17 protein-coding genes and 1 pseudogene are annotated in these 17,826 nt (G+C 67.9%); 7 read left to right on the forward strand and 11 right to left on the reverse strand.

Annotation, left to right across the window (positions count from 1 at the left end; translation table 11 throughout):
• Nucleotides 1-495: pseudogene (locus CIW48_RS00005) on the reverse strand (flagellar protein); the annotation flags it as partial.
• Nucleotides 496-720: 225 nt separating this feature from the next.
• Between CIW48_RS00005 and CIW48_RS00010 the strand changes: the two are divergent.
• Together CIW48_RS00010 and CIW48_RS00015 are read left to right on the forward strand one after the other, a co-directional pair.
• Entirely contained in the window at nt 721-1,428 is a 708-nt protein-coding gene (locus CIW48_RS00010; RefSeq protein WP_246695067.1) for a hypothetical protein, read from the forward strand.
• Nucleotides 1,429-1,511: 83 nt separating this feature from the next.
• Entirely contained in the window at nt 1,512-2,309 is a 798-nt protein-coding gene (locus CIW48_RS00015; protein WP_149307923.1) for a glycosyltransferase family A protein, read from the forward strand.
• A 52-nt stretch (nt 2,310-2,361) separates the two neighbouring features.
• Here CIW48_RS00015 and CIW48_RS00020 read toward each other — a convergent pair whose 3' ends face one another.
• From CIW48_RS00020 to CIW48_RS00030, 3 genes are all read right to left on the reverse strand, one after another.
• On the reverse strand, nt 2,362-3,573 hold the full coding sequence (locus tag CIW48_RS00020) for a hypothetical protein (RefSeq protein WP_149307925.1): 1,212 nt from the start codon (nt 3,571-3,573) through the stop codon (nt 2,362-2,364).
• A 194-nt stretch (nt 3,574-3,767) separates the two neighbouring features.
• Entirely contained in the window at nt 3,768-6,086 is a 2,319-nt protein-coding gene (locus CIW48_RS00025) for a Tex family protein (RefSeq protein WP_149307927.1), read from the reverse strand.
• A gap of 75 nt (nt 6,087-6,161) precedes the next feature.
• Entirely contained in the window at nt 6,162-6,398 is a 237-nt protein-coding gene (locus tag CIW48_RS00030; protein WP_149308607.1) for a hypothetical protein, read from the reverse strand.
• 422 nt (nt 6,399-6,820) lie between these two features.
• Between CIW48_RS00030 and CIW48_RS00035 the strand changes: the two genes are divergently transcribed.
• A complete protein-coding gene (locus CIW48_RS00035) occupies nt 6,821-7,021 on the forward strand; it encodes a hypothetical protein (protein WP_091783297.1) in 201 nt (66 codons plus the stop codon).
• Between the two features lie 22 nt (nt 7,022-7,043).
• Here CIW48_RS00035 and CIW48_RS33050 read toward each other — a convergent pair whose 3' ends face one another.
• The 3 genes from CIW48_RS33050 to CIW48_RS00045 form a co-directional block, all read right to left on the reverse strand.
• Nucleotides 7,044-7,211, reverse strand: a complete 168-nt coding sequence (locus CIW48_RS33050) for a hypothetical protein (protein ID WP_173009140.1) — start codon at nt 7,209-7,211, stop codon at nt 7,044-7,046.
• Between the two features lie 182 nt (nt 7,212-7,393).
• Nucleotides 7,394-9,535 carry a glucans biosynthesis glucosyltransferase MdoH gene (gene mdoH / locus CIW48_RS00040; RefSeq protein ID WP_149308609.1) on the reverse strand — a complete coding sequence of 714 codons (2,142 nt, stop codon included), beginning with the start codon at nt 9,533-9,535 and terminating at the stop codon, nt 7,394-7,396.
• A gap of 68 nt (nt 9,536-9,603) precedes the next feature.
• Nucleotides 9,604-11,172 (reverse strand): glucan biosynthesis protein D, encoded by a 1,569-nt coding sequence (locus CIW48_RS00045; protein ID WP_149307929.1) that lies wholly within the window; start codon nt 11,170-11,172, stop codon nt 9,604-9,606.
• A 169-nt stretch (nt 11,173-11,341) separates the two neighbouring features.
• On the opposite strand from CIW48_RS00045, the gene CIW48_RS00050 reads away from it, so the two are divergent.
• From CIW48_RS00050 to CIW48_RS00060, 3 genes are all read left to right on the forward strand, one after another.
• Nucleotides 11,342-11,935: an HPF/RaiA family ribosome-associated protein gene (locus CIW48_RS00050; RefSeq protein WP_149307931.1), complete on the forward strand. Its 594-nt coding sequence runs from the start codon at nt 11,342-11,344 to the stop codon at nt 11,933-11,935.
• A 143-nt stretch (nt 11,936-12,078) separates the two neighbouring features.
• Entirely contained in the window at nt 12,079-12,546 is a 468-nt protein-coding gene (gene ptsN, locus CIW48_RS00055; RefSeq protein ID WP_149307934.1) for a PTS IIA-like nitrogen regulatory protein PtsN, read from the forward strand.
• A 2-nt stretch (nt 12,547-12,548) separates the two neighbouring features.
• Nucleotides 12,549-12,872, forward strand: coding sequence for a hypothetical protein (locus CIW48_RS00060; protein ID WP_149307936.1), 324 nt, complete (start codon nt 12,549-12,551; stop codon nt 12,870-12,872).
• A gap of 39 nt (nt 12,873-12,911) precedes the next feature.
• On the opposite strand, the gene CIW48_RS00065 is transcribed toward CIW48_RS00060, so the two are convergent.
• From CIW48_RS00065 to ftsE, 3 genes are all read right to left on the reverse strand, one after another.
• Nucleotides 12,912-13,718 (reverse strand): YdcF family protein, encoded by an 807-nt coding sequence (locus tag CIW48_RS00065; RefSeq protein ID WP_149307938.1) that lies wholly within the window; start codon nt 13,716-13,718, stop codon nt 12,912-12,914.
• A gap of 152 nt (nt 13,719-13,870) precedes the next feature.
• Nucleotides 13,871-14,794 carry an ABC transporter permease gene (locus tag CIW48_RS00070; RefSeq protein WP_246695068.1) on the reverse strand — a complete coding sequence of 308 codons (924 nt, stop codon included), beginning with the start codon at nt 14,792-14,794 and terminating at the stop codon, nt 13,871-13,873.
• A 41-nt stretch (nt 14,795-14,835) separates the two neighbouring features.
• Nucleotides 14,836-15,528 (reverse strand): cell division ATP-binding protein FtsE, encoded by a 693-nt coding sequence (ftsE, locus tag CIW48_RS00075; RefSeq protein ID WP_020093599.1) that lies wholly within the window; start codon nt 15,526-15,528, stop codon nt 14,836-14,838.
• Nucleotides 15,529-15,701: 173 nt separating this feature from the next.
• Between ftsE and CIW48_RS00080 the strand changes: the two genes are divergently transcribed.
• On the forward strand, nt 15,702-16,478 hold the full coding sequence (locus tag CIW48_RS00080; RefSeq protein ID WP_348645119.1) for a zinc-ribbon domain-containing protein: 777 nt from the start codon (nt 15,702-15,704) through the stop codon (nt 16,476-16,478).
• A 130-nt stretch (nt 16,479-16,608) separates the two neighbouring features.
• Here CIW48_RS00080 and CIW48_RS00085 read toward each other — a convergent pair whose 3' ends face one another.
• Nucleotides 16,609-17,781, reverse strand: coding sequence for a glycosyltransferase family 2 protein (locus CIW48_RS00085; RefSeq protein ID WP_149307942.1), 1,173 nt, complete (start codon nt 17,779-17,781; stop codon nt 16,609-16,611).
• Nucleotides 17,782-17,826: the final 45 nt, after the last annotated feature.

The raw sequence follows: 17,826 nt of genomic DNA on the forward strand, positions 1-17,826 counted from the left end.
GGCGCCGAACGAGCCGCTGGAGGAGGTCGAGGCCGAGCTGACCGCCGAGTTCAGGGCGGCGACGGTGGCGCTGATGCTGGAGGAGGCGGCGATGGTGGCCGAGACGGAGGTGCCGTTGATGGTCAGGAGCACCGACTGGGAGGCGGTGCTGGCGCTATAGGCGCCGGCGGCGGTTCCGGTCGTGGAGAGCTGGGTCGAGAGGGCCTGGCTGGCGATCGACTTGGCCTGGTCGACCAGCTTCTGGATCGAGGTGATGCCCTGGTTGGCGGCCTGGATCGACTGGACGCCGTTGGAGATGCCGTCGAGCAGGCTGTTCAGGCTCGAGGAGCGGCCGTCGAGCGCCTGCGAGGTGAAGAAGTTGGTCGGGTTGTCGAGGGCGGAGTTGACCGTCTTGCCGGTCGCGAGCCGGTTCTGCGTGGTCGCCATCAGCTGGGCGGTGTCCTGCAGCGAGAGCAGGTTCTGACGCGTGGCGGCCGACAGGGTGATCGAGGACATGGGTCGTATCTTTCTGATTTGATGCACCCGTTTCTCGGGCACGCCAGTAATCGCGCCTCAAACGTTTCACAGCGGTTAAATCAATTGTCGACGCGTCGCCCTGTTGAGGCGATCGTTAATAAATTAACTCCAAAATCCGTCAAGTATTGATAGATTTCGACCCGAGTTCAAAATTTATTAACCATCCACCTCGATAAGACGAGGCGCAAGCCAACTCTGTCGCACTTGTCCGAGCGGAGACGATCCGATGCGGTGTGTGGAAGAGGGGATGGGGCGCACCTTGTACGGAGCTCAGCTGTGATCGCTCAAGCCTCTGGTGATGTTGGCGGCCCGAACCCCTCCGCGCCGGCGAAATTTCCCCATGTGGCGATCGCGATCCCGTGCGGGACCATGGTCCATGCGGATTTCGCAGTCAGTCTCGGATCGATGATGCATTCGCTCGGCGAGATGCCGATGTCGATCGTGGTCGGAAAATCGTCGATCGTTGCCGACGCCCGCAATCTGGGCCTTGAATTCGCGCAGAAACACGGCGCGGAGTATGTCCTGTTCATCGACAGCGACATGACCTTCCCAAAGGATGCCTTGCTCAAGCTCCTCGTGCGGCAGGTCGACATCATCGGCGCGACCTATTCGCGGCGCACGGCCCCGTTCCACTTCCTCGGCGAGATCCTGCCGGAACAGCCGGCCGACGCACCGAAGGGCTTGTTGGAGATGGCACGGATCCCAACAGGCTTCCTGTTGATCAAGTCCACGGTCTTCGAAAGCCTGAAGCGGCCCTATTTCCGGTTTCGTGTCGACGAGGAGGCCGGCGTTAACATCGGCGAGGATTTCGAGTTCAGCGATCGCGTCCGTGCCGCGGGTTTCCGGATCTGGTGCGATCCGTATCTGAGCAAGGAGCTCGGCCATATCGGCGAGCAGTCCTACAAGCTCTGAGCGATTACCGGCGGACCGATCGGCCGTCACCTGACTGTGCCCCGTGCGCGGGCGTTCCGCGCTCGACACGATGAGGCGTGGGAATGAGAATTGCGATCATCACGCCATCTCGGCTGAAGCCCTCGACCCTGGCCGGGAAAGCCGGTCAGTACTTCCTGGACCATGCGGTGGAGAGCGCCAACGCCCAGGAACTCGACAGACCGGTGACCATCCACTTCTTCGTCGGGACCGACCCCGAGACCGAGATCCCGGCGCACCTCGCGGACCATCCGCAGATCACCTTCGCGCGCGGTGAGCGCAAGGGGCAGATCCCCGCGCTGAACGCCGCGATCCGCGCCGTCGATGCCAGCTGGGACTACGTCGGCTTCCTCGAGGACGACGATCACTGGCTGCCGCCATATCTCGGCTTCGCGCTCCGGACCCTCGAGAGCTTCGATTTCGTTTCCTCGACACAGCTCGAGGTGGACGAGGCCGGCGAGGTGGTCCGGATCAACGACTTCGCGACGCCGTCGGGCTGGCTGATGCGGCGGACCACCTTCGCGCAGGTCGGCGCGATCAGCCCGGCCTCGAAGTGGCACTACGACAACGAGTGGCTCGGCCGCCTCGCCGAGACCGGCCTGCGCCGGGTCCACCTCGTCGAGGCGACGGCGCCCGGCACCCTACAGGACGCGATCCAGGTCCGCCCCTGGCTCGCCAACGTTCTGCGCAATGGCGGACCCAACATACGCCTGATGCGCCACGGCTTCGTCCTGCCGCTGGTGTGCCGCCTGGTGCATCCGGGCTCCGGGACCTCGGATGTCGGCCAGGGCGGTACGTCCAAGGCCGAAAGCGATGCCGAGTATCAGCGGCTGATCGATCGCTTCGGCCGTATCCCCTGGTGACGGCGCCGGGCAGCGCACCGGTCTCACGGAGCGTGGGCTCCCGGGGCCCGCCCTAGGCGGAACGCCCTTGAGCCCGAAGGCGCACGGCCTCCTGGAAGGCGGAGAACACCCGGCGCATCTGCGGCACCTTGTAGGGAAACAGATCCACGGGATCCATGTCGTGGACGACCATCCCGGTATCCGCCTCGAAGATCAGCAGTCGCCCGTCCGCACTTTCCGCGCAGTCGATGACCAGATAATCGAGCCCGATCCGCCGATGGATTTCGGCGAAGGCGGCGCGATGGCGCTGCGCGAACTCGGCGTCGAATGTGTCCATTGCCGCGGCCTCGGCCTGCCGCTTCTCCGCGTCCTCGAGCATGCCGGCGTTGAGGTAATGGATCATCCAGTGGTCACGAATGGCCAAGTGACACAGGAACGGAACGCCGTCGATCAGGACGACGCGGAGTTTTCGGAAGAGGCCGTCGGCACCGCGGTAGTCGCAGAACTGCGTGACGTAGAACGCCTCGCCGGTCGCGTGGTCGAGGTAACGTTTCAAATCCTCTGTTCGATCGACCTTCTGAAGGTCGTTTCCGGCATGCGTGTCGAGCGGCCGTACGAGGACCGGATAAGTCAGGCCCTCGGGAAGGCGGGACGCCGCCGCGCTCAGAGCAGACCGGCTCACCCGGACGACATCCGGTGCCAGGACTCCCTCAGCGCCGCGGAGCGCATCCACGATCCCGTGCCGTGAGGTCTTGAGGACGTGGCGCGGGTGATTGACGACCGGACATGTCCACCGGTCGGCGGCCGCCGCGAGGTCTTCCAGGAGCGGTTCGGCGACGGCTGAATGAGCGATACCCGTGATGATCACATCGTGCTCGGGAAGATCGCGCGGCACCTCATCGCCGGGACAGAAGTAGAGATAGCTGAGGCCGAAATCGTCGTCGTTCAGCAGGAAATCGAGCGGCGTGTTGGCCATGAGATCGCCGGCCGTGACGAGGATGAGGACCCGGACCCGCGCCTGATCCGGGTTCGAGCGCAGCGAGAAGAGCCGCTGCCCCTGCAGAACCTCGGTCTGAAGCGCGAGCCCCTGGTCGAAACGATGCTTCAGCAGCAGGATCGTCGCCATATCCATCGCCGTGCCCGCGTCGACGACGGCATCGTCGCTGCGCGCGAGAATTTCGGCGGCCAGCGCGGCCATGTCCGAGCCTTCGAAGGCAGCTCTGATCAGGCGTGCCGGGCCGATCATCGGGTTCGGGTTGTTGGTCCCCGCAGCGTGCGTGTGCATCAGAGCCTCCGAGAGTCGGGCCGCCGCAGCGGTTCCGGGACCGGGATCAGGTGGTTGGGATCGTGCTCAGCGGCACGAAGCCAGCACTGTGACCGGACGGAGGTTTACGAAGCGCTAACCATGATCGACCGCGTTCCGGCCGCCGGCAGCAGCACACCTCCTTCGGCATCGCCGACTCGGAACGCGCTTTGACATCAGGTGCGCCGCGGCGACGCGGCAGCGCGACGGAGGGCCTCTGCCAACGCCCCGCTCGGCGCGGCTTCCGCGCTCGGGCTCGGTCGATTTCGAGGCGCCTCTGCCTTCGGCTCGGCCGCACGTCGCGGTGACTGAGCCGGTTCGATCGGGTCGTCGAGCCGCAGCGACAGCGCGATGCGCTTGCGTGGAACATCGACGTTGAGCACCAGAACCCGGACGACTTCTCCGAGTCGGACGACCTCCGCGGGCGACGCGATCCGCCGCCGCGCCATGGCCGAGATGTGGACGAGCCCGTCCTGATGGACGCCGATATCCACGAAGGCACCGAACGCGGCCACGTTGGTGACCACGCCTTCCAGCAGCATACCCGGCTTGAGATCACCGATCGACTCGACGCCGTCGTCGAACCGCGCCGTCTTGAAGGCCGGCCGCGGATCACGTCCCGGCTTCTCGAGCTCGGCGATGATGTCGCGGACGGTCGGCACGCCGAAGCGCGCGTCGACGAAGGTCTCGGGCGCGAGGCGGCCGAGGATGGCGGTATTGCCCAGCAGGACGTGAATGTCGCTCCTGGTTTCCCGGAGGATGCGGCGGACCACCGGATAGGCTTCCGGGTGAACGCCCGAACCGTCCAGCGGGTCGTCGCCACCCTGGATGCGCAGGAACCCGGCAGCCAGCTCGAAGGTCTTCGGCCCGAGACCCGGAACGTCCTTGAGCGCCGAGCGCGTCCGGAACGGCCCCTGGGCGTCGCGATGCGCAACGATCCGGGTCGCCATCGCGGCGCCGAGACCGGAGACCTGCGCCAGAAGGGCAGGGGAGGCCGTGTTGACGTCCACCCCGACGGCATTCACGGCATCCTCCACGACCGCGGAGAGCGAGCGCGACAGCTTCGCTTCGCTGACATCGTGCTGGTACTGGCCGACGCCGATCGACTTGGGGTCGATCTTGACCAGCTCAGCCAGGGGATCCTGGAGGCGCCGGGCGATCGACGCGGCGCCGCGATGGGACACATCGAGATCGGGAAGCTCCCGGGCCGCGATCTCCGAGGCCGAGTAGACGGAGGCGCCGGCCTCGGAGACCATGACCTTCGCGATCGGAAGATCCGGGTTCGCCGCGATGATCTCTGCCGCAAGGCGTTCGGTCTCGCGGGAAGCCGTCCCGTTGCCGATGGCCAGAAGCTCCACGCCGTGGAGGCGGCACAGGCGCCCCAGCGCCGCGACCGCCTCACGCCAGCGGCGCTGAGGCTCATGCGGATAGGTCGTCTCCACCGCGAGCACTCGCCCGGTGCGGTCCACCACCGCGACCTTCACGCCGTTCCGATAGCCCGGGTCGAGGCCCATCGTGGTCCGCCCGCCCGCCGGGGCAGCCAGGAGCAGGTCCTTCAGGTTTCCGGCGAAGACCGTCACGGCCTCGTCCTCGGCCCGTTCGAACAAGCGGCCGCGCAGATCCTGCTTGATCCCGGTTCGGATCTTGGTCCGCCACGCCGCGCGCACGGTTTCAAGAAGCCAGGAATCGCCGGGGCGTCCGCGCGATGCGATGTCGAAGCGGCGGCAGATCGCGGTTTCAAACGGCCCGGGGATGCCGGGGGGCGAATCCTCACCCTCCGCGATGAAGCCGACGTCGAGCACCTCTTCGCGTTCGCCGCGGAAGATCGCCAGGATGCGGTGCGAGGGCATCCGTTCCAGCCGCTCGCTCCAGGCGAAGTAATCGGAAAACTTCGCCCCCTCATTGGCTTTGCCCTTGCGCAACTGGGAGACGAGCTGACCGGTCCGCCAGTAATCCGCCCGCAGGCGCCCGACGAGGTCGGCGTCCTCGGCGAAGCGCTCGATCAGGATGGCACGGGCCCCGTCCAGCGCGGCGTCCGCATCCGGAACGCCGCGCGCATCCGAAACGTAAATGGCCGCGACGGCCTCGGGCGCCCGGTCGGGTCGGCTGAGCAGGGCCTGGGCCAAGGGTTCGAGGCCTGCATCGCGGGCGGATTGCGCCTTCGAACGCCGCTTCGGGCGGAACGGCAGGTACAGGTCTTCAAGGCGCGCCTTCGTATCGGCAGCGTCGAGGGCCGCCGCGAGGGGCGGGGACATCTTGCCCTGGGCCGTGATGCTCGCGACGATCGCGGCGCGCCTCTCGTTCAGGTCACGCAGATAGGACAGCCGCTCCTCGAGCTTTCGCAGCTGCGTGTCGTCGAGGCCGCCCGTGTTCTCCTTCCGATAGCGCGCGATGAAGGGCACGGTCGCGCCACCGTCGAGGAGCGCGACGGCAGCGGCGACCTGCGCCTGCCCGACACCGAGTTCTTCGGCGATCAGCGCGTTCACGGCTTTCATGGATTCTCCGGTCAGGACGCAGCGAGGGACGGTCTGCCTGCGTGAAACGCCAAGCCGTCGGAAACATGGCGCTGGTCAGGTCTGCTCCCGCGTCGCTGCCTCCACCTTGACGGTCCGGGCGCAGTCCAGGATGCGATGGCGGGCTCGCGAATCCTTGATCGAGAACCACAGATTGAGCAGTTCTTCGGTCATCGCGACCTCGTTGTGCCGAGCCGCATCGAAAAATACGTCAACCGTACATCCGAGGGTCTCGGCCAGATCGCCGAGGATCCGGCGCGACCGCTCGGCCGGGAGTCTGCTGTGGTTCGCCATCACGTCGACCCGCTTCGCAGCACCGACAGGTGCTGCCGCCAGTAAGCTCCGAGCCCCGGTGCGCAACAATCGGGAAGATCAAGATCCAGTCAATCCGGTCACCTGCGCGTTCCGCTCTTCAGATGCGGCGCTACGGATTGCGGCGTCGGCACTCGCCGGAGCCGGCATGAATTCTGGGGACAATCCCCGACATCGAGCTTTTCTTAGCAACGCTATAGCCGGCTGGTCTGCGCATCCTTGAACAACGGATAGCTAGGACAACGCGAATTCATCAATCCTCCGCCTGACAGTCCACGTAAGTAGACGTCTTCGCTGGCAGACGCGGACCGCTTGCCTACCTTGACGATTTTCGTGCCCGTCATCGGGATGTCACCCGCTGATGCGAGTGTGTCGCTTCGCATGTCCCGGAAAGGCAGGCGCCCGTGCAATTCGAGATCCGCGAGCGCAGCCGGTCGCTCTGGTCCTGGGTCCTCGTCAACGAGACCGACGAGCCGGTCCTCGAGTCGCGGCGCAGCTTCCCGTCCCGGGCCCAGGCGACGGCGGCCGCCTTGGCCTTTTCCCAGCTCGTCGCCAGGGCGGGTCGCAGCCTGGCCGGTGGCCCCCGTCAGGTCGGGTTCCTGTAAAGAGACGGATAGCCGGTTCGCCTCAGGTCGTCCGGGTCCGGTGGCGGAAAAGACCGATCACGCTCGTGCAGGCGATCACGCAACCCACGCCCATCGCGCCGAGGCAGCTGATGGTGCGGATCGGCTCGCCGCGCGCCAGAACGATGGCGACAGCGAGCGGCAGGAGCAGGAACACGAGCAGCAGGGTCATGACCGGATCCGAAGGACAATGGGCGAGTCTAGGATCCGAATGGTTAATCACTTCCCACCCGTGCCGGTGGCTCGAGCCCGGGACCAGCCTATCGGGCCGACGTGAACGGACCTGAAAACGACGCGTCGTTCTTGCCGGCCCAGCGAAGACGCGCCGAAACTGCGAAGGCCATCGAAACGCGATCACGGGTTGCCTTCCTCGAGGCGAACCAAGCGGTCGACAAGGGCTCGGTCGTGCAGCAGAGCCATCCGCTCTTTCAATGACAGCCACGCCTGCGCCTCAGCGACCGTCTCGGCTTCGCAGATCTTGGCGGCGGCGAGGGTCTGGTCCGCATCGATCGCCCCCCGAGGCCGCCGCTGCCCCACGGGGAGCATCCGGCTATGGGCCAGCGCGAGACCGGGATCGGCGTGGATCGCGGCGAGCGAGTCGGCATCATCGAAGCCGCGATCCGCATTGCGAGCCGTGAGGGCCGCGGCGCGGACCGCAATTTCTGGGGGCGAAGCCTCCTCGGGCGTAGCGAGGAGAAGACGACGCTTGAGCGCCAAGCCCAGTCCGAGCTGGCCGCTTGCCCAGGAGATCGGAATCGCCAGCACCAGACCCAGGATCGTCGGGCTCATCCAGAGGAACAGCGAGGTGGCGATCGCGAAGGCGGCAACGCCCGCCACGAGACCCAGCAGCATGTGCCAGCGATGGCGGGCGACGATGTCGCGCAGCGGGATCGAGCCGTCATCGCGCCGCTGCGGATTCCACCCCGTGTCCCGTCCCAGCAGGATGCCCATCACGGAGCCCGACTGGATCACCATCGCCACCGGCGCCACGAGGGCGGACAGCAGGATCTCGACGAGGCTCGACAGGACGAGCCGGCCGGCGCCACCGCAGGCGCGCCGCACGGGGCCGTCCAAAAGGGCGAGGATCAGGCCGAGCAGCTTGGGTGCCAGCAGAACCGCCATGGTCAGGCCGAACAATTGAAGCGCGCGGACCGGGTCGAACCGCGGGAAGACCGGGGAGAAGCCGGCGCCGCCGAAATAGTCGGGCCGCTCCGTGGCCGTCTGCAGCACCAGCAGGATGCCGACCACAAGCTGAAGCAACCAGAGCGGCGAGGCGAGATAGCCGGCGATACCGGTCGCGAAGTGCTGACGGGTGGCCGGGTGCAGCCCCGCGGCACCGATCACCCGCGCGTGCTGGAGATTGCCTTGCGCCCACCGCCGATCGCGGACTGCGACGTCGATCAGCGAGGGCGGGCTCTCCTCATACGAGCCCGGAAGGCGATGGAGCATGTACACCGCCCAGCCGGCTCGGCGGATCAGCGCCGCCTCGACGAAATCGTGGGACAGGATGTGCCCGCCGAAGGGGGGCTTTCCCAGCAGGTCCGGAAGGCCGCAGGATTCGGCGAACGCGCGGGTCCGGATGATCGCGTTGTGGCCCCAGTAATTGCCGTCCCGCCCTGACCACGCGGCGAGGCCGGCGGCGATGACCGGACCGTAGATCCGAGCCGCAAATTGCTGGAGCCGGGCGAACAGGGTGTTGCGGTTGATGATCAGCGGCAGCGTCTGGATGATGCCGGCATCCGGATCCGCCTCCATGGCGGCGGCCAGCGCCACCATTGCCGAACCGCTCATCAGGCTGTCGGCGTCCAGCACGAGCATGTGTTCGTAGCGGCCACCCCATCGCGTGACGAAGTCGCCGATATTTCCGGCCTTGCGGTGATGGTTCTTCGGCCGGTGCCGGTAGTAGAGCCGCGCATCGGGGCCGAGGCGACCGCGCAGGTCGAGGAAGGCCCGCTCTTCGGCGATCCAGGCATCGGGCTGGGTCGAATCGGACAGGATGAACCAGTCGAAATGGTCTCCGAGCCCGGTGGCCTCGACGGCCTCGCGCATGGCCTCGATGCCCGCGAAGGTGCGGGCCGTGGCTTCGTTGTAGACGGGCATCAGGATCGCCGTCCGCGTGCTCAGCGCCGTCGGGCCCGGCATCGGGCGCGGCCGCCGCAGCAGCAATCCGAAGCCGAGCACGGCACTGGTGAACGCCAGTGCGATCCACGAAAACGTCAGGCAGAACAGGACGACCAGCACGAGCTGAAGCGCGGTCGGGCTCCCCGAGACCGACACCGTCTCGACCATCTGCCAGCCGCCATAGGCTGTCAGGACCAGCGCGCCGCCGAAGACCAGAAGCCGCTCTGGCCACTGATTCCGGTGGGATCGTGCCGGCCGATGGCCCGTGCCCGGATCCCAGCGCGACAGATCCTGGACGGGCATGGCCAGGGGCGCCTCCGGAGGCATCGCGCGATCGCCGCCGGGGCCGGTCTCGCGTCCGGACCCAGCGTCCATCGCTGGCGGGAAGGTCATCGTCTCGTCCAATCGCACGGTGCGGGCCGGTCCTCAGCTGATGGGGGAACTCACGGTGTCCAGCGAAACAGCCAAGTCTCGCTCACCCGGGTCTGACCGCGCCGGAGCGCCAGACGCAGCTCGCTGGCGCGCTCGCCGCCGGGATCGAGTTCGAACAGGATCCGTAAGGTCTTGCGGTCCGGATACCGGAACCGGTCCTGGCGGGTGATCGTCCCGGTCGAAGCACCGAGATCGACGTCGATCTCGCCGGGCTGGAACAGCACGTCCCCTTCGAAATCGACGGCAAACAGGCGGCGGTTGCCCGTGCTGCCGTGACCGCAGCGGCTGTCGCGGATCCGCGCGATCTCGGGCGGCAGCGGATCCGGCCAGCCCTTGGACCAATGCTGACGGCACTGGAAGCGCATCTCCGCGCCCTTCGCCAGCTTCGCCTTCGGCCGCCAATAGGCAAACACGTTCTCGTTCAGCTCGGAATCGCTCGGAATCTCGAGCAGCGCGATCGCACCCTCGTTCCAGTCGTCCAAGGGTTCCAGCCAGAGGGACGGGCGCTGTTCCCAATGCCGCCGATCATCCTCGAAATCGTCGTATGCGCGGGCGCGCTGCATCAGGCCGAACCCCTTCGGCCCGCGATCCACGAAGGCTGAAACCTGGAGAGCTTCGGGATTGTGCACGGGGCGCCAGATCGGCTCGCCAGAGCCGTTGTGGATCGCCAGTCCCTCCACCGAGAAGGCCGCCGCGCGCAGATCGTCGACGCGGTTCCGGTCGAGGGGCCCGAACAGGTAGCTGCCCTGCATGCCGCCGAGCCCGATATGGTCGAGTTCGGAGCGGGCGAAGACCGTCCCGTCGATCGACGCCGTGGAGACGTCGCGGCCGGCCGTCAGGGTGATCTTGAACGCCGCGGTCGCCGATTCGGACTCGGCGAGGGCGTGGACCACCACCGGCTGCCCCGGTGCCGGCGTCTCGATGAACAGCGCCCGGAACAAGGGAAATTCCTCGCCGCGGGAATCCGCCGGACGCAGGGCGAGCGCCCGGGCGTTGATGCCGAAATCCTGCCCCTCGGCGACGAGGCGGAAGAACGAGGCGCCCTGGAACAGAGCGAAATTCGACACCGCATCGGCCCCCTCGAACCGGGCGCGCAGGCGGAAGCCAGAGAATGCGGCGCCGACCGCGAGATCCGGCAGTTCGAGTCCCGGCGCTGCGAAGGCCGTCTTGTCGTACGCGACCGGCTGGACCAGCCCGTTCTCGACGATGGACAGCGCGACGGGCGTCTCGAAGATCGATCCGCGCAGAAGCGGCTCAAGCACGTAGCCGATATCCCGGTCGGCCCAGACTGCGCGGCCCTCAGCCGGGCGGATCGCCTCGTAGCCCTCGCGGGACAAGCTCTTCAGAACCGCAGGAACGTCACCCACCTTCGGTGCAACATAGGGCGCGGCAGCGCGCGCGCGCGCGAGATCCGTGAGCGTGCCCGCCTCGAAGGCCTCTCCGCTGCCGGGCAAGGCCGGTGCCTTCTCCGGATCGGCCGCCCGCGCGACGGCCGGGAGCAATCCTGCGGCGGCGCCGAGCGTGCCGACCAGCAGAGTGCGGCGTGTCGGAGCAACGGAAAGTCCGGCGTCGATCGTCATGCAGGCGGTCGTCTCACGTCGCTGGGGGCCATGTCTCGGGCGCCCCCTCTATACGGATCGGGTGGCTGAACCCAGGGTTAAGCAACCGCTTGAACCGCAAGCGGCTCCGTTGACTTAACCCGAGCCGGCTCTCTAATTCGGCTGACTGCATCAGAACGGGGGAGGCGGCATGGGATCGTTGCGAGTCACTGGCCACGGCGTGGATCTCGGCGAGAGTCTGCGCGGCCGCGTCGAGGAACGGATGTCCGCGATCCAGGCCAAATATCTTGACTCGCACATGCATGATTCCTGCAACGGGCACGTCACGCTCCGGCGCGACGGGGCCGCCTTCCGGACGGATTGCGTGCTGCATCTCGTCTCCGGACTGACGATCGAGGCGAACGGCTTTGCTCATGACGCGCGAGCGAGCTTCGAGCAAACCGCCGAGCGCCTCGAGACCCGGCTTCGCCGCTACAAGCACAAGCTCAAGCAGCACGCCACCGGGCCGGGAGATGCCGCGGCGGTGGAGGCCGCGTACGCGGTGTTTGCCGCACCGGAGCCGGAAGACGACGATGCCGCGGAGGGCGATGCTCACCCGCCCATCGTCGCCGAGAGCACCAAGACCCTCCAGCGTCGCACCATCGGCGAGGCCGTGACGGCGCTCGACATGACGGGATCCCCAGTGGTTGTGTTCGTCCACGCTGGTACCGGCCGCGTCAACGTCGTATATCGGCGCAGCGACGGGGCGATCGGCTGGGTGGACCCGCCGAACGCCGCCGAGTGACACGGTCGGTTGGGAGGAACGGAGCCGGAACCGGCTGGTTTCCCAACCGATTGATTCAGCGGGGGCACGGCCGGCACGGTCGTCGATGCCCTCGCGACGAGGCCCGGTTCCTTGCGAACGGGCGACGGGGCAACGGTCGATCGATGCCAGTTCTGGAATTTCTCGACCCTGAGTCGGTCGTGCCGGCCCTGCGCGCCCGCGCCAAGAAGCAGGTGCTGCAGGATCTCGCGACGCAGGCGGCCCGACGCCTTCCGGCTTTGGGCGAGCGGGCCGTGTTCGACACGCTTCTCCAGCGTGAGCGGCTCGGGTCGACCGGAATCGGCGATGGGGTGGCGATCCCACACGGCAAGCTGCCGGGCCTGGATCGTCTCTTCGGGCTGTTCGCTCGGTTCGATCGCCCGGTTGATTTCGAATCGCTGGACGGCCAGCCCGTCGATATTGCCTTCCTGCTGCTCGCGCCCGAAGGCGCGGGCGCCGATCACCTGAAGGCGCTGGCGCAGGTGGCCCGTCTTCTGCGCGAGCCGGGTATGCTCACTCATATCCGCGCGGCCCGGGACGCCGGTGCCCTCTACGCGCTGCTGACGCGCTCGACCGCGCCTCAGGCCGCCTGACGATGCCGATCCTTCGCATTGCCACTGCTCTGAGCGTCGCGGTTGCCTTCTCGACCTCTGCCGTGGCCCAGGGCGACACGACCTGCGCGCGCGATCTCCTCGTGGCGCAGTCGATGCAGCGCCAGGCCCTCGACCAGCTGGAGCAGGCCGATGGCGACGAGGCCAAGAATTGCCGCGTCTGGCGCCGTCACGTCGAGACCATGCGCCGCGTCGCGAGCGTTTACGGGCGCTGCCTGTCCGGTTCCGAGCGCAGTGAGCGCCTCGCCCAGGTTCAGGGCTCGGACCGGGAATTCTCGGCGGCCATCAAGGCGCGCTGCAAGGGGTAGCCGGTGCCGCGAAGCTGGCTGAGCGATCCTCGCCGCTGATCAATCAGTCCGCCTGGAAGCGAAGGCGTTCTCATCGACACCGCGCAGCATCCGCGGCTCGGCCACCATCTTCACCGGCTTGCGGCGTCCGATCAGGATCGCGGCTCGCGACTGCTCCGGATCGGCCTCGAAGCGCGTACGCACCCAGCTCACCAGGAACTTCACGTATTCGGAGGCCAGCAAGCGTGCGGCGGGCGGGCTCTGCCACCAGCGATCAGCGTCGAATGCCTCGGTCACCACGGGATGCGGCAGGACCCGGTCGCTGTCCTGCAGGGCATGGTCGAGTTCAACCAGCGTGCGCGGCATGTGGTAGTTCGATGTCACCACCGCGACTGTGCTGAACCGGTGCGCCCGCATCCAGCGGCGCGTCTCGATGGCATTCCCGATGGTGTTGCGCGCCCGGTAATCGAGATCCACGCAGCAGGCGATCAGGGCGCGCTGCGTCGGGTTCAGGCGGGCGATCTCGTCGCGGCTGGTCCGTTCGTTGACGCCGGTGATGAGCAGGCGCCGGCCATAGCCTCCGGCAAGCAGATCGATCGCGTCGCCGATTCGCTGGGCGCCGCCGGTGAGCGCCACGATGCCGTCGGCCCGGTCGGCGGGCGTGCGCTCGTGGCGGGCGAGGGCACCGACGAAGACGAGGAACCCGGTCAACAACGCCAGCATTCCGACGCAGGCACAGAGGCTGAAGGTCCAGAGAACGACGTGCCGCCGACGGCGCGGGCGTGCGACCGCCCGGCGCGGAAGACCCCGCTCGTGCCAGGCCCAGCCGACTGCATCGGTCGAGGGCGGATCCGATGCGCGCAGCATACGCGTGGTCATCCTCCGGAGGATCGGCGCCGATTGCGGCGGCTCGGAGGCCGCCATTTCCGCCTCTTTCCACACCGTAACGATAAAGTTTCCAGATGGTAAACGCGCTGGGAAGACCCCCAATTTCCACCTGGTCGTGAAGTCGCGGACGATCAGGCCAGGAATCGCCGAACGGTCACGCGCGAGACGATGCCCGTGACCAGCGAGGCGATCACGCCGATCAGAATCACGCTGGCATAGCCACGCACACCGATATGGAAGGCCCCGAACAGAGCCTCGACCTCCTGGCCCGCGGGACCGGAGCGCGCGGCCCGGGCGAAGAGGCCGGCGATGACGAAGGCGACAATCGCCAGTCCCGCTCCGATCGCACCACCGCGCAGGCCCAAGCCGAAGAACCGTCGCTGAAAGGCGCGAGCGATGTAATCGTCATCGGCGCCGACGAAATGCAGCACTTCCACGACCTCGCGGTTGCTCGCCATGGCACCGCGGGTCGCGAAGGTCACGGCGAGCCCGGTCGCGATCAGGACGAGCAGCACGAGACCAATTCCGATCCCGACGAAGGCGTTGGCGGCGGTCGAGAGGCGCTGGAGCCAGAGGGCGTGATCGTCGAGGCTGGCGACACCCGGCAAGGCCTCGACGAGCCGAGACCGCAGGCGCTTCAAGTCGGTCCCGGCGCCGGTCGCGAGCTTGAGGGCGATCAGCCGCGGGACCGGGAGGTCCGACAGGTCGAGCCCACTTCCGAGCCAGGGTTCGAGCAGACGCTCGGCTTCCGCCTTGCTGAAGACCCGCGATTCCGCGATCCCGGGTTCGGACCTGGCGATGCCGTCGGCGCGGGTCACATCGGCATCGACGTCGCGGCCGGGACCCGGCCGAACCTGGATCGTGATCTCCCGCGCCACATCGCCCTGCCACTGGGCGGCGTTCGTGGCGACCATCTCGGCCGCGCCCGCGCAGAGACCGGCGAGGAAGGTGAGGATCGCGATGACCGCCGCCAGCGACCGGCCGGCCGCCGTGTCGGTAGGGACCAGCGGGGCGTTGCGCCGCAGATTGGCCGGCGTCGACGGATCCGGCGGCATGACTGCTCCGCCCGACTTCGTCCGCGGTATCGCCTGAGTGCTCATTCCTCGATCCGCAGCCGGCCTTCGCCCAGGACCATCCGGCGAGCGTCGACCGCGTCCATGATGCCGAAATCGTGGGTGGCAATGATGACCGACGTCCCGAGCTTGTTCAGCTCCAGGAACAGGCGCAGCAGCCGTCGACCGAGGCCCGGGTCGACGTTGCCGGTGGGCTCGTCGGCGAGCAGCAGGTCGGGCCGCGCGATCAGCGCACGGGCGATGGCGGCGCGTTGCTTCTCACCGCCCGAGAGCAGTGGCGGCAGGGCGTGCATGCGCTCGCCGAGACCGACCCAGCGCAGCAGCTCGACCACCTCAGCCCGGTAGCTGGCCTCGGCCCGGCCCTGGACGCGCAGCGGCAGGGCCACGTTCTCGTAGGTGGTGAGGTGGTCCAGAAGGCGGAAATCCTGGAACACCACGCCCATGCGGCGCCGAAGCCCGGTCAGCGCCTTGGCCGAAATGTCGCTGACCTCTTCGCCGAAGATCGACACGAGCCCGCGGGTTGGCCGGACCGACAGCAGGATCAGGCGGAGCAGAGTCGTCTTCCCGGCCCCGGAGGGTCCGGTCAGGAACTGGAAGGAACGCGGCGCGATTCGAAAGCTCACGTCGGATAGCACTTCCGGCCCGAGGCCGTAGCGCATGCCGACATTCTCGAACTGCACCACTGGCCGCTCCGCGCCGGGCAGCAGGCTCTTCATGCTCGCCTGTAGGTTCAAGACCGTGCCGTGTGTCGTCTGTCCATCCCCCGGGAATCGCCGCACCGGGGGGCGTTTTCAAGGCCTCGGGGATTTCACTGCCGCTTAACCCTGTTCGGCGACACTTCCTCAAGGAAATTCACTTTTCGGCCCCGCTGCGGCCGATCGATGCGAGTATGGCGCGTATGCTGATCGCCTGTCCAAGCTGCGCGAGCGAATATCGGATCGACGCCAGCAAGGTCGGCATGGAGGGCCGTTCGGTCCGCTGTGCCGCCTGCCGCGAGACTTGGTTCATCACGCCCGCCGATGTCCTCGCCGGACACGAGGCCGAACTCGCCGCGCGCGCCGAGGCCGATCCGCTCACGGATGCGGCCTGGGAGGAGGCGACCGCGTCGGTACGGATTGCCAGCGACGTCCCGGCTCCGGCGATCCAGCGTCCCGCCCGGCCCAGGAAGCTTGGCGGCAAGGGCCGCCGTGCGATCCCCGGCCTGTCGCCTTCGCTGGCTTTCGGTCTGACGCTTCTGGCGGCATTTCCCCTTATTTGCCTCGCCCGTACCAATGTGGTGCGGGCCGTGCCGCAGACCGCGTCCCTGTTCGCGCGTATCGGCCTTCCGGTGAATGTGCGTGGCATCGAGATTCGCGACGTGGTGGCCTTCGGCAACCCGGCCGAGGATGGCCGTCCCGCGGAACTCGTCGTGGAGGGCGATCTCGTCGGCATTGCCCGCTCGGACACGCCGGTTGCGCCGTTGAGCGTCGAGATTCGCGACGCCGGCGGCCGGACGATCCGGACATTTTCGGTCGCCCCGCCCCGCTCCGTCCTCGCCTCGTCCGACAGCGCCCGGTTCCGCGCAAGCCTGTCGGCGCCCCCCTCCGAGGGACGTAGCGTCGTGCTGCGTTTCGCCAATGCGTCCGCTGCCCGGACCGACGGGCGGGTCGCGGCCGCCGACCATTGAGGTCGATCCGCCCCCTGAGGCCGGGACGGGTCAGCGCACCTCCGCAACTTCATTCAGTCTAAGTTGCGCTGATCCGCCGCCGCTTCGGCGTCGCGCCGCGGGACGTGCTGGAACGCCGCTCCTGAGGGGATCAGATGCGGCTGCCATGCGGGTGGGTAGCCGTTCGTTCGGACGCCGCCCTGCCGGCGACTCGTTGCAAAAGGCCGGCGAATCCGAGGCCGACACGGATCGCGGCGACTCCAAGCCGGGCGATTCGGATCTGACCGGGCAGCTGGCGCGGCCCGATCGGGCGATAGGCCAGTCGCGGGCTGGTGCGCTCCGCTTCCGCAATGGCTTGACCGAGGGGGAGGGCCGCGATCCGCAGCGCCTCCGCGGGCGCGATCCCGATCGCCCGCGCCCAGGCATCGGTCCGGGCGAGCAGCCCGCGCCCGTGCATCGCGCGAAACCGCCGGCGCCAAACGTAGCGCCGCACGACCCGCGGAAAGGTTTCCATCCGGGCGTCGCAGAGCGCGTCGGGCTCTTCGCAGCGCGAGCGGATCGTGTCGGCGACGCCGCCCGGTGCCCGTCCGGCGAGACGGGCCGAAATGGTCACGCAGACGTCGGTGGCATGGCGGACGCGCAGCCCATGCTCGAGCAGGCGGGCGATGAAGGCGCCGTCCTCTCCGAGCGGGATCTCGGGCATGCCGCCGACTTGAAGGTAGGCGCTGCGGGTCACCGCCAGAGTCGCGCCGATCGCGGTCCGGTGGCACGGCCAGGGATCGTGCGGATCGGGATCGATCCGTGCCTCCGCCTCGGTGATCAGGGCGTCATAGAGATCCTCCAGGCGACCCCGGGCGGGCAGCGATGGCGGCAGCAGTGCCGCCTCCGCCGCGTCGAGTTCGACCCGGCCGGCGACCGCATCGGCACCCGCCAGGATCGCCGCGCGGTTGCGGGCCACCCAGTTGGGCGGGACGCGGCTGTCGGCATCGGTGGACAGGATGATCCCCGCATTCCCCGCATCACCCAGCCATTCCGCGGCGGCATCCATCGCCTTGCGCCGCGCCCAGCCGGCATGGGCGCCGGAAAAATTCTCGACGCGCACCCGGACCGGGATCGACAGCGTCGGCACCAGCGCGGACACGAGCGCTTCCGTGTTGTCCGTGCAATTATTCAGGAACAGGACGATGCCGAGGCGGCCCGCGTCCACACCCTCCTGAGCGTCGATGGCCTTCAGACAGGCCGCAATCCGCTCCTCTTCGTTCCGCACGGGCACGGCCACGATCGCATCGGGACCCGGGACATCTGACGAAAGGGTGCTCGACACCGGTGACAATCTCCGCCGGACCCATCACGCGGACCCGCATCGCGC

Source organism: Methylobacterium sp. P1-11, assembly GCF_008329595.1.
Classification (GTDB): Bacteria; Pseudomonadota; Alphaproteobacteria; order Rhizobiales; family Beijerinckiaceae; genus Methylobacterium.